Genomic DNA, 12332 nt, shown 5'->3' on the forward strand with positions numbered 1-12332 from the left:
GCCCCCGAAACAGCCCTCAGAGCCAGCCGGGACGGATCAGGCCGGCCTCGTAGGCGTAGACCACCAACTGGGCGCGATCCCGTGCGCCCAGTTTGATCATCGTGCGGCTGACGTGCGTCTTCGCGGTCGCCGGGCTGATCACCAGACGGGCCGCGATCTCGTCGTTGGAAAGCCCCTCCGCGACCAGCACCATCACCTCCCGCTCCCGGTCGGTGAGCTGGTCCAGCTCACGCGGCGGCTCCGGCGGCCGCCCCCGGGCCGCGGCCGCGGTGAACGAACCGATCACCCGCCGGGTCACGCTCGGCGACAGCAGCGCGTCACCGGCCGCGACCGCCCGCACGCCGCGCAGCAGATCCACCGGCTCGGTGTCCTTCACCAGGAACCCGGACGCCCCGGTCCGCAACGCCTCGAAGACGTATTCGTCCAGCTCGAAGGTGGTCAGGATGACGACCTTCGTGCCGGCGAGAGCCGGGTCCGACGCGATCCGGCGGGTGGCCTCCAGGCCGTCCACCCCGGGCATGCGGATATCCATCAGTACGACGTCCGGCCGCGCGGCCCGCACCACCTCGACCGCCCGCAGGCCGTCCGCCGCCTCCCCGACCACGTCGATGTCCGGCTCCGCGTCGAGCAACGCCCGGAACCCGGCCCGCACCAGCGCCTGATCATCCGCGAGCACCACCGAGATCACCGCTCCGCCCCCGGCCCGTTCTCGGACAGCGCCGACTCGGGTGGGACGCCGCCGGGGCCGGTGGGGAGGACCGCGGTGACCAGGAAGCCGCCGCCGGAGGACGGCCTCGCGGTGAGGGTCCCGCCGAGGCTGTGGGCGCGGGCCTGCATCCCGGCGATGCCGCCGGCGGCCGGGTCCCCGGTCTGGGGGGCGGCAGCGGCCGCCCGGCCGGTGTTGGTGATCGACAGCATCAGCGCGCCGGGGGTGTAGCGGATCTCGACCAGGACGGTCGGCTCCGGGCCGGCGTGGCGGCGCACGTTGGTGAGGGCCTCCTGGACGATCCGGTACGCCGCGCGGTCCACCTCGGCGGGCAGCTCGCGCTCCTCGCCGTCGACACGGGTCCGCACCGGGAAGCCGGCGCCTGCGGTCAGGTCGGCGAGGCGGCTCAGGCCGAGGGCCGGTTGGCGGGGCGCCTCCTCACCCTCGGTACGCAGGACGCCGAGCACCGACCGCACCTCACGCAACGCCTCCGCGCTGGCCGTCTTGATCGCCGAGAGGGCCTCCCGCGCCTGTTCCGGCCGGTTGTCCATCAGATGCAAACCCACTCCCGCCTGGACGTTGATCAGTGACAGGTGGTGCCCGAGGACGTCGTGCAGCTCCCGGGCGATCCGCAGGCGCTCCTCCGAGGCCTGCCGCCGCTCCTGCTCCTCCTCGGCGCGGGCCCGCTCGCGCCGGGCCCGGGCGATGGTCGCCACCTGGTCGCGGTGCACCTGGGACACCATGCCGGCGAGCACCGCGCCGCCGAGCCCGGCCGCGGCGAGCGTCACCTCCCGCAGCCCGGGGCTGACCCCGGCCGGCAGGTCCAGCGGGCCGGCGAGGACCACGGTGACCAGAAGGTATCCGGCCCAGGCGGTGGCCGCGGCGATCACGGCGGCGGTCCGGCGGCCCTGCTTGGCCAGGGTGAAGAGCGCGATGGCGGGGGCGACCGCATACATCCAGTACGGCTCGGCGTGGCTGGCGAAGGCGATCGACGCGGCCGCGGACACGGCGAAGGCCACGACCGGGGCGCGTCGCCGCCAGAGCAGCGCCACCGGCCCGGCGAGCAGGAGAAAGTAGTAGAGCGGCCCGGTGGCGAGGTGGACGCCACCCCCGTCGGCCAGCTCGCCGGTGCCCGCGAGGTGGAAGATGGCTGCCGCCACCGCGGCCCCGGGCGGCCAGCCGGCATGCCTGCCCCGCCGCCACGGCGGCCCGGCCGGGTCCACCGCACGCGGCCCGCAGTCGTCGGCCTGCCTCATGCACCCGAACCTACGGCACCGTGCGGGCCCGCACATCGCCGCGCGGTAGCTCCCTCCGGTACGACCCGGGGAGCATCCGCCGGGGGCCGGGTACGACTCCGGGCGTACGAGAAAGATCGACGACGGCGCGGAATGCGCCGCACGGATGCCTCGCCGGGCCGACGCGCGCGCCCCTCCCGGCGCCCACTCTGGTGTGCAGGGAAAACGCGATCGAGGGAGACGACATCATGGAAACCACTCCGGCCCGCCTGCGCACCTCCGACACCGAGCGGGAGCAGGTCGCCGAGATCCTGCGTGCCGCGATGGCCGAGGGCCGCCTCGACATGGTGGAGGGAGAGGAGCGGCTGGCTTCGGCGTACGCCGCGAAACACCGCGACGAGCTGACGTCGCTGACGGCCGATCTGCCCGGCGGCGGCCGGCATGCTCTGGCCCGCACCCCGCAGGCGCGCGCCACGACACGCCGGTGGCTGTGGCGGCACGCCAGCTTCATCATGATCCTCGCGGGTGTCCTCACCGGACTGTGGATCATCTCGGGCTCGGGCTTCTTCTGGCCGGCGATCCCGCTGATGTTCCTGGTAATGGGGCTGGTCAAGCACGCCGCCTACGGCCGCTGGCGGCCGGAGTACACGTTCGGTCACCACCACCGCCGCTGATCGCCGGAAGTGTCGGGTGGCCGACCCCACTCCGACATGGACACGACGGTCGTTGATCTTCTCCGTTCACTCTGCCAGAGTGGGCCAGTTTGTTCGGGGAGGGACAAGAGAAGATGATGGGTCCGTCGCACGCGCTCTCGGGCGCGGCCGCCTGGCTGGCCGGCAGTTGGGCGCTCGACCAGTTCGCCAACGTGAGCCAGACGCCGCTGGAGGTGGCGGTGGGCACGGCGATCTGCGCCGGTGGCGCCCTGCTGCCCGATCTGGATCTCTCCGGCAAGGTGACCCGTAACCAGGGTGGCGCCACGGTGGCCCGCACGTTCGGTGTGGCGTCGCTGTTCGTGGCCGAGGTGGTGGAGAAGTTCTCGCTGGGCGTCTACACGGCGACGAAGCTGAGCCGGGACCCGCGCCGCGACAACGGCCACCGCACCTTCACCCACACGCTGCCGTTCTGTGCCCTGATCGGTTGGGGCACGACGGCGCTGGCCGACCGCTACGGCTACTGGGCGGTGATCGGGATCGTCTTCTTCATGGGTGGCCTGGCGCTGCGCGGCCTGTTCGACGACTGGGCGGAGCGGGCCGGCTGGGTGATCGTGACGCTGTGTTCCGCTCTGATCGCCTGGTTCACGGCGGCGAACCTGCCCAGCGACCGCGGATATCCGCTGCTGGGGCTGGCGGTCGGGGTGGGCTGTTTCGTACACATCCTGGGCGACATGATCACCAAGAACGGCGTGCCGATCATGTGGCCGATTCCGGTCAAGCGCCGCATGTGGATGATGGTCGGCATCCCGAACAGCATGGCGGTGAAGGTCGGCGGCAAGGTCGAGGTGGTCATCCTGCGCACCGCGTTCACCGTGATCGCGCTGCTGTCCATCGCCGGCCTGTTCGTCCCGAGCCTGCTGGAGCGCTTCAACCTGGACGTCTGGGCCAGTCGCTGATGCACGGCCGGGCCGCGGATCACTCCGCGGCCCGGCCGGAACCACTCAGTCGATCGAGTACGCGAGGTTCGGGCGCAGCCAGCGCTCCGCCTCGGCGACCGGGACGCCGCGGCGACGCGCGTAGTCCTCGATCTGGTCCTTCCCGAGCCGGCCGACGGTGAAGTAGCGGGACTCCGGGTGCGCGAAGATCAGGCCGCTGACCGCGGCGGCCGGGGTCATCGCGTACGACTCGGTGAGGTTGACGCCGATCGCCGACGTGCCGAGCAGCTCGAACAGGTCGCGCTTCTCGCTGTGGTCCGGGCAGGCCGGGTAGCCGAGGGCCGGCCGGATGCCGCGGAACCGTTCGGCGTGCAGGTCCGCAAGCGCGGGCTGGGCGTCCGGCTCGAACCAGTCGCGGCGGGCCTTGAGGTGCAGGTACTCGGCGAACGCCTCGGCCAGCCGGTCGGCCAGGGCCTTGACCATGATGGCCCGGTAGTCGTCGTGCTCGGCCTCGAACTTGGCGGCCAGCTTCTCGGCGCCGTGGATGGCCACCGCGAAGCCGCCGATGTGGTCACCTTCGGGAGCGACGTAGTCGGCGAGGCAGCGGTTGGCGCGACCCGCCGGCTTCTGGGTCTGCTGGCGCAGCATCGGGAACGAGCCGCCGCCGTCGAGGACGATGTCGTCGCCGTCGGCGTGCGCCGGCCAGAACCCGTACCGGCCGCGGGCCTGGAACGAGCCCTCCGCGATGATCTGGTCGAGCAGCGTGTTGGCGTCGTCGAACAACTCGCGGGCCACCGGCTGGTCGAGGATCGCCGGGTACTTGCCCTTGAGCTCCCAGGCCAGGAACAGGAACTGCCAGTCGATCAGCCGGCGCAGCTCGGCGATGGTGGGCGCCACCTCGCGGACACCGGTGAACGCGGGCACCGGCAGGTCGCCGAAGTCGACCGTCTCGCGGTTGGCGCGGGCCTGCTCGATGGTGAGCAGCGGCTGCGAGTGGCGCTGCTCGTGCTGGATCCGCAGGCGCTCCTGCTCGGCCCGGTTGGCCTCGTCGAGCTTGCCGGCGCGGACCGGGTCGAGCAGGTCGGCGACCACGCCGACCACGCGGGAGGCGTCCAGCACGTGCACGGTGGGCGCGTCGTACGCCGGGGCGATCCGCACCGCGGTGTGCTGCTTGGACGTGGTGGCCCCGCCGATCAGCAGCGGGAGCTTCATGCCCCGGCGCTGCATCTCGGCGCCGACCGCGACCATCTCGTCCAGCGACGGGGTGATCAGGCCGGAGAGGCCGATGGCGTCGGCGCCCTCGGCGATCGCGGTGTCCAGGATCTTGGCGGCCGGGACCATCACGCCGAGGTCGATCACGTCGTAGTTGTTGCAGCCCAGGACCACGCCGACGATGTTCTTGCCGATGTCGTGGACGTCGCCCTTGACCGTGGCGAGGACGACCTTGCCCTGCCCGCGATGGTTGCCGGTCTCGGACTTCTCCTGCTCCATGAACGGCAGCAGGTAGGCGACCGACCGCTTCATCACGCGGGCGCTCTTGACCACCTGGGGCAGGAACATCCTGCCGGAGCCGAAGAGGTCGCCGACGACGCCCATGCCGTTCATGAGCGGGCCCTCGATGACGTCGAGCGGGCGGGGCAGCTTGTGGCGGGCCTCCTCGGTGTCCGCCTCGATGAAGTCGACGATGCCGTGCACCAGGGCGTGGCTGAGCCGCTCCTCGACCGGGGCGTCGCGCCAGGACAGGTCGACCTCGCGCTTCGCGCCCGAGCCGGTGACCGTGGAGGCGAAGGTGACCAGGCGGTCGGTGGCGTCCTCCCGGCGGTCGAAGAGCACGTCCTCGACCAGCTCCAGCAGGTCGGCCGGGATGTCCTGGTAGACGGCGAGCTGGCCGGCGTTGACGATGCCCATGTCCAGGCCCGCCTTGACGGCGTGGAACAGGAACGACGAGTGCATGGCCTCGCGCACCACGTCGTTGCCACGGAAGGCGAACGACAGGTTCGAGATACCCCCACTGGTACGGACGCCGGGGCACCGCTGCTTGATCAGCGGGAGGGCCTCGATGAACGCCTTCGCGTACCCGTTGTGCTCGGCGATGCCGGTGGCGACCGCCAGCACGTTGGGGTCGAAGATGATGTCGTGGGGGTCGAAGCCGTCCCCGACCAGCAGGTCGTAGGCCCGGCCGCAGATCTCCACCTTGCGATCGCGGGTGTCGGCCTGGCCCTGCTCGTCGAAGGCCATCACCACCACACCGGCGCCGAAGTCCCGGATCCGGCGGGCCTGTTCGAGGAACGGGCCCTCGCCCTCCTTGAGGCTGATCGAGTTGACCACGCCCTTGCCCTGCACGCACTTGAGGCCGGCCTCGAGCACCGAGAACTTCGAGCTGTCGATCATGATCGGGATCCGGGCCACCTCGGGCTCGGTGGCGATCAGGTTGAGGAAGGTGACCATGGCCCGCTCGCTGTCCAGCAGGTCGGCGTCCATGTTCACGTCGAGCAGGTTGGCGCCGCCGCGCACCTGCTCCAGGGCCACATCCACGGCGGCCTGGTAGTCGTCGGCCTCGATGAGGCGGCGGAACTTGGCCGAGCCGGTGACGTTGGTCCGCTCACCGATCATGACGAAGCCGGTGTCCGGGCCGATCGCGAACGGCTCCAGGCCACTGAACCGGGTGGTCGGCGCGGGCGGGTCGATGACACGCGGAGCCGCGCCGCGGACGCCCTCGGAGATGGCGGCGATGTGCGCCGGGGTGGTGCCGCAGCAGCCGCCGACGAGGTTGATCAGTCCGGAGTCCGCGAACTCGGCCAGCAGCCGCCCGGTCTCGGCCGGCTGCTGGTCGTAGCCACCGAACGCGTTGGGCAGGCCCGCGTTGGGGTGCGAGGCCACGTAGGTGCCGGCGATCCGGGCCAGCTCGGCCACGTGCGGCCGCATCTCGGCGGCGCCGAGCGAGCAGTTGACGCCGACCACCAGCGGCTTCGCGCCCTCGATCGAGCGCCAGAACGCCTCGACGGTCTGCCCGGAGAGGGTACGGCCGGAGATGTCCAGGAACAGCGAGAGCCACAGCGGCAGGTCGGGCGCCACCTCGCGGGCCGCCGCGATCGCGGCCTTCGCGTTCAGCGTGTCGAAGACCGTCTCGATCAGCAGCAGGTCGACACCGCCCTCGACCAGGGCCGCGATCTGCTCCACGTACGACGCCTTGACCTTGTCGAAGGTGACCGCGCGGAACGCCGGGTCGTCGACCTTGGGCGAGATGGACAGGGTGACGTTGAGCGGGCCGACCGAACCGGCCACGAAACGGGGGCGGCCGTCCTGGGCGGTGGCCTCCTCGACCGCCTGGCGGGCCAGCCGGGCACCCCGCACGTTCATCTCCCGCACCAGATGCTCCAGCCCGTAGTCGGCCTGGGCGATGCTGGTCGCGGTGAACGTGTTGGTGGTGGTGATGTCGGCGCCGGCCGCCAGGTACTGCCGGTGGACGTCGAGGATGACGTCCGGCCGGGTGAGGATCAGCAGGTCCGGGTCGCCGGTGACGTCCTGCGGGTGGTCGGCCGGGATCAGGTCGTCACGGCGGTAGTCGGCCGGGGTCAGCTTCGCGCCCTGGAGCATCGTGCCCCACGCGCCGTCGAGCACCAGAATTCGCTCAGCGAGCAGCTCACGCAGCTGGGTGACGGTCTGAGTCAACGAGAACACCTCCGAGATCCCTGAGAAGTCGGAGGCGCCCTTGTTTCGGGTGGATCACCGGTCGAGCGTGACGGGTGTGCCCGCTGCAGCGCCTCTCGGCCGGACCAACAACGATACCGACTCCTTCACTTGGCGTCGGCGTAGGCACCAACCACTGAGACGTCCAACGGGAAACGCACCGTGGTCGCGCCGAAAAGCAGACGGCCGGCCGATGCCGCGCTCGCGTGCACCGCTTCCACGACGCGTTCGGCCTGCTCGGCGGGGCAGTGCACGACCACCTCGTCGTGCACGAACAGGACCATCTCGGCATCGGTTCCGGACAACTCGGTCCGCAGGGTGGCGAGCAGGACCAGCGCCCACTCGGCGGCAGTGGCCTGGATCACGAAATTGCGGGTGAACCGGCCTCTCGCCCGGCCGGGTGGTGGGGCCACCTCGTCCGGGGGATCGAGCCCGTCCGCACGCCGCGAACCGGCCGCCGGCGGGCAGGTCCGCCCGAGCCAGGAACGGACCAGGCCACCGGCCTCCCCGGTGCGCGCGGCGGCCTCCACGTAGTCGAAAGCGGTCGGGTAGTGGCGGCGGAGCACGGCGAGGGCCGGGATGGCGTCGCCGCCGGTCTGCCCGTACATGGCGCCGAGCAGGGCGAGCTTGGCCTTGGCCCGGTCGCCGTCGAACGAGTCGGCGGCCAGTGCCGCGTACAGATCCCCGCCGGCGGCGGCCCGGGCCAGACGCTCGTCACCGGAGACGGCGGCCAGGACACGGGGCTCCAGCTGGCCGGCGTCGGCGACCACGAAGGTGTGACCGGGATCGGCCACCACGGCCCGGCGCACCACCTTCGGGACCTGGAGGGCGCCGCCGCCCCGGGTCGCCCAGCGGCCGGAGACGACGCCTCCCGGCACGTACTCCGGGCGGAAACGGCCGTCGCGCACCCAGGCGTCGCACCAGGCCCAGCCGTGCGCGGTCCAGATCCGGTAGAGCTCCTTGAACTCCAGCAGCGGCGGGACCGCCGGATGGTCGACCTGGCGCAGCACCCAGCGCCGGGTGTTGGGGATCTCGATGCCGGCCCGGTGGAACGCGCGCACCACCTCGGCCGGCAGGTCGGGGTGCAGGCCGTGGGTGCCGAACGCCGCGTTGATCCGGGCGGTCAGCTCGGCCAGCCGGCGGGGCGGGCCCATCGGCTGCGGCGGGCCGAGCAGCTCACGCAGCAGCTCGTCGTGGATGTCGGCGCGCCACGGCAGACCGGTGTGGCCCATCTCGGCGGCGATCAGGGCGCCGGCGGACTCGGCGGCCACCAGCAACCGGAAACGGCCGGGATGTCCGGTCTCCCCGACGAGGCGCGCCTGTTCCCCGTACACCTCCAGAAGGTCGGAGATCTCCACGCGCTCGGCCGGAACCGCGTCGAAGAGGGCGACCTGCGCGAAACCGGGCGGCTCGGCATCCGGCCGTGGCCGGTCCGGAGGGATCGGGAGGCCGCGCAGACGGGCGACGGCCGCGGCGAGCCCGCGTGGCTCGCCCCACCGGCCGGCGTGGCCGAGCAGCAGCGCCTCGGTCAGCTCGAGATCGTGGCAGCGGGCCACCCGGACGCCGGCGCGCAGCAGCGCCGGATAGACATCGGCGGTGCGGGTCCAGACCCAGCGTGGCTGCTCCGCGGCCTCCAGCGCGGCGATCGCCGCGGCCAGATCGGGGACGTGCCACCGCTCCCCTGAAGCATGCCGACCCAGACGGCCACCAGGACCGTCCGGGTCGGGAACCACCGCCACCAGCACCGGGTCATTGTCACCCGGGGGTATGACACTTCCCCCCACCCGGCAGAACCCGTCAGCGAACCGGCGACGGCATGAACTCCCTTCGGTCGCTCATGCCGTCACTTGACTGCTCCGGCTGTCAGGCCCGCCTGGATCTGGCGCTGGAAGATCGCATAGACCACGATCATCGGCAGGATGCTCAGGGTGAGCGCGGCGAACAGCGTCGACCACTCGGCGTGGTAACCGGCCTGCGTGGAGATGTTCGCGATGCCCTGGGTGAGCACCCACTTCTGGTCGGCGCCCTGCCCCTGCATGATCACCAGCGGCAGCAGGTACTGGTTCCACTGCCCCACGATGTTGAAGATCGTGATGCTGACCAGGCCGGACTTCGCCATCGGCATCATGATCTGGAAGAACTTGCGGGTGTGCGAGGCGCCGTCGACCGTCGCGGCCTCGTCGATCTCGTGCGGCAGCGTCCTGAAGAACGCGGCCAGGAAGAAGACGGTGAACGGCAGCGAGTAGGCGATGTAGACCAGGATCAGGCCGAGGTACGAGTTCAGCAGCCCGAAGTTCTTCAGGATGTGGAAGAGCGGGCCGAGGGCCATGAACGTCGGGAAGGCCAGTCCGGAGACGAACAGGAAGTAGAGCACCCGGTTGCCGGGGAAGGTGTACCGGGCCAGCACGTAGGCGGCCATCGACCCGAACAGCATGGTGCCGGCGGTGCTCACCCCCACCACGAAGACGCTGTTCAGGAAGTAGCGGCCGATGTGCGCCTGCTCCCACGCGGAGACGTAGGTCTCCAGCGAGAAGGAACTCGGCAGCGCGAACGGCTCACCGAGGAAGATCTCGGTGTTGGACTTGAACGAGGCCAGCAGCACCCAGATCAGCGGTCCGGCGGTGACCAGCGCCCAGAAGACGAGGGCCACGTGGGCCAGGCCGTTGAAGGCACGGACCTGGCGGTGGGTCTCCACCTTGTTCTGCGACTTCTTCTCGGAGACGGCCGCGGTGATAGTGGTCATGTGCGGCCTCTCAGACGGCGTCACGTCGCGTGACCCGCAGGGTCAGCGCGGCGAAGGTCAGGGTCAGGAAGAAGAGCACCACGCCGAGCGCGGAGGCGTACCCGACCTGGGAGTACTCGAAGGTGTTGCGGTAGATCATCATGGCCAGCACCGAGGTCGCGCCGTCCGGGCCACCGCGGTCCACGGTCATGATGTTGATCAGGGCGAACGCGTCGAACGCGGCGATGCCCAGGTAGACCCACGCGGTCTGGATGGTGCCCCAGAGCAGCGGCAGGGTGATCCGGAAGAAGAGGGTGACCCGGGTGGCGCCGTCCAGCGCCGCGGCCTCGTAGATCTCGTGCTCGATCGAGCCCATGCCGGCCGAGAAGAGCACCACGTAGAAGCCGACCGCCTGCCAGACCAGCACCACCAGGATGCAGGTCAGCGCCCAGCGATCGTCGGCCAGGAACAGCCACGGCGCCCAGGAGTCCGGGAGCAGACCGTTGATCATGCCGCTCTTGTCCGAGGCGAACACCCGGCCGAAGATCACCGCGACGATGGCGAGGGCCATCAGCTGCGGGAAGAAGAAGATCACCCGGTAGACCTTGGAGCCCCAGACCCCGCGGGTCATGCCGCCCTTGGATCCGCCGCCCACGTTCAGCAGGAACGCGAAGAGCAGACCGAGCGCGATCGTCACGATCGGCAGCAGCAGGAGCAGGTAACCGTTGTGCCGCAACGACTTCCAGAAGAGGTCGTCGTTCCACAGTTTGACGAAGTTGTCGAAGCCGACGTACTTGATCGGCCCGAACCCGTTCCAGCTGGCCACGGACAGCTGGAAGGTCTGGATGTACGCCGCCACCACGAAGGTGGCGTAGAGCGCCACCGGCACGGCAAGAAAGCCGATGATGAAGGGATACTTACCGTGCCGCATGGCGCTCTACCTCACTACTACTCAGCTACGGGTCTGCTTCTGGACGGTGGAGTCCTTGGCGAGCGCCTGTGAGGCGGCCTCCATCCGGTCACAGAACTTCTGCGCGTCGCCGCCCTTGAACATCAGGTCGTTGACGGCGCTCAGCGACTCGTCGCCGAGCTTCTTGTACCAGGTGTCGAACAGGTAGCCCATGAAGACGTCCTTGCCGGCCTTGTTCAGCGCCTCGTTGGCACTGGTCAGGCCGGGGGACAGCTCGACACCGTCGGCGGCGCCGAGCACCACGGTCAGCGACTTGGTGAGCTTGGTGAACTCGGTCGCCGCCTCCTTCGAGAGCATGACCCGCAGGTACTCCATACCACCACGCGGGTTCTTGCCCTTCGACGACGCGAAGTAGATCTCGCCGGCTGCGGCGTTCATCGCGGCCGCCGGGAGCTTGTCCGAGGCGGTGACGCTCGGGTACGGCGCGACCGCGTACTTGAAGGCCGGCGGGGTGTCCTTGGCCTGCTCGTTCTCCAGCCAGGAGCCGCACGGGTAGAAGGCGACCTTGTCCTGGTTCTGCTGGAGCTGGACCTCGGTGTGCTTGAGGCCGAGGAACGACTTGTCCAGGTACTTGTTGCCGATCTCGCCCCAGGCCTTGGCGGCCTCGAGGACGGCCGGGGCGGTCCACGCGCCGGCCTTCAGGTTGTCGATGTCCTTGAGGACCTGCTCGGTGCCGATCTTGCCGGCGCTGGTGAGCAGGGCGCGGACCATGTAGTACGCGGCGTTGGCGCCGGCGTAGCCGAACGGGACGAGGCCCGCGGCCTTGATCTTGTCGCAGAGGGTGATGAACTCGGCCCAGGTGGCCGGCGGGGTCCAGCCGTTCTTCTCGAACAGGGTGGCGTTGTACCACATGCCGAAGACGGTGTACGAGTAGTTCAGCGCGTACGGCTTGCCGTTGTAGCTGCCCCACTCGGCGGTACCCGGGACCAGCGTCTCCGCCACGGTCTTGCCGGGGATGTCGAAGGACGCGGCGGCGTACAGCTCGGTGAGGTCCTGCGCCTGGCCGGCCGCCACGATGGCGCCGAAGTCCATCATCTTGGCGCCGGAGTTGTTGATCATGTCGGGCGCGTCGCCGGCGTTGAGGCGCGGCTGAACGGTCGTCGAGATCTCCTGGGTCGCCGAGTAGGCGACCTTCGACTCCGGCCACTTCTTGTTGTAGATCGGGGTGTCGACGTCGGTGGCGTACTTGGTGCCCAGACCGCCGTCGAAGATCACGATCTCGAGCGGCGCCTTCGGGTCGACGCCCAGCGGGTTGTCCGCGGACTTCGTGCCGGTGGCCTGGTCGGTCGTCTCGTCCCCGCCACCGCCCACACAGGCGCTGAGCATGCCCACCGCCGGGGTAGCCACCAGGCCGACCGCGGCGGCGCGGCGGAGCAGGGTACGGCGGTCCAACTCGGAGTTCGTTATGTCAGACATCGATG

9 protein-coding genes are annotated in these 12332 nt (G+C 70.4%); 2 read left to right on the forward strand and 7 right to left on the reverse strand.

The genetic code is table 11. The features are described from left to right. Positions 1-16: 16 nt before the first annotated feature. Positions 17-688, reverse strand: a complete 672-nt coding sequence (locus KZ829_RS09240) for a response regulator (protein WP_220143435.1) — start codon at positions 686-688, stop codon at positions 17-19. Beyond that, a complete protein-coding gene (locus KZ829_RS43910; RefSeq protein WP_220143436.1) occupies positions 685-1962 on the reverse strand; it encodes a sensor histidine kinase in 1278 nt (425 codons plus the stop codon). Before KZ829_RS43910 ends, KZ829_RS09240 begins: the two co-directional genes overlap by 4 nt. 227 nt (positions 1963-2189) lie before the next feature. Here KZ829_RS43910 and KZ829_RS09250 point away from each other — a divergent pair, with 227 nt between their 5' ends. Next, a complete protein-coding gene (locus KZ829_RS09250) occupies positions 2190-2615 on the forward strand; it encodes a DUF1707 SHOCT-like domain-containing protein (protein ID WP_220143437.1) in 426 nt (141 codons plus the stop codon). A gap of 113 nt (positions 2616-2728) precedes the next feature. Then, positions 2729-3550 (forward strand): metal-dependent hydrolase, encoded by an 822-nt coding sequence (locus tag KZ829_RS09255; RefSeq protein ID WP_183217707.1) that lies wholly within the window; start codon positions 2729-2731, stop codon positions 3548-3550. 45 nt (positions 3551-3595) lie between these two features. Here KZ829_RS09255 and metH read toward each other — a convergent pair whose 3' ends face one another. From metH to ngcE, 5 genes are all read right to left on the reverse strand, one after another. Next, complete coding sequence (gene metH, locus KZ829_RS09260; RefSeq protein ID WP_220143438.1) at positions 3596-7201, reverse strand: methionine synthase; 3606 nt, start codon at positions 7199-7201, stop codon at positions 3596-3598. 125 nt (positions 7202-7326) lie between these two features. Beyond that, entirely contained in the window at positions 7327-8964 is a 1638-nt protein-coding gene (locus tag KZ829_RS09265) for a bifunctional 3'-5' exonuclease/DNA polymerase (RefSeq protein ID WP_308285403.1), read from the reverse strand. A gap of 98 nt (positions 8965-9062) precedes the next feature. Next, positions 9063-9962, reverse strand: a complete 900-nt coding sequence (locus tag KZ829_RS09270) for a carbohydrate ABC transporter permease (RefSeq protein ID WP_220143440.1) — start codon at positions 9960-9962, stop codon at positions 9063-9065. A gap of 10 nt (positions 9963-9972) precedes the next feature. Continuing rightward, positions 9973-10872: a carbohydrate ABC transporter permease gene (locus tag KZ829_RS09275; protein WP_220143441.1), complete on the reverse strand. Its 900-nt coding sequence runs from the start codon at positions 10870-10872 to the stop codon at positions 9973-9975. A 21-nt stretch (positions 10873-10893) separates the two neighbouring features. After that, a complete protein-coding gene (ngcE, locus tag KZ829_RS09280; protein ID WP_220143442.1) occupies positions 10894-12327 on the reverse strand; it encodes an N-acetylglucosamine/diacetylchitobiose ABC transporter substrate-binding protein in 1434 nt (477 codons plus the stop codon). Between the last annotated feature and the right edge of the window lie 5 nt (positions 12328-12332).

The sequence above is a fragment of the Actinoplanes hulinensis genome, assembly GCF_019429605.1.
Taxonomy (GTDB): domain Bacteria; phylum Actinomycetota; class Actinomycetes; order Mycobacteriales; family Micromonosporaceae; genus Actinoplanes; species Actinoplanes campanulatus.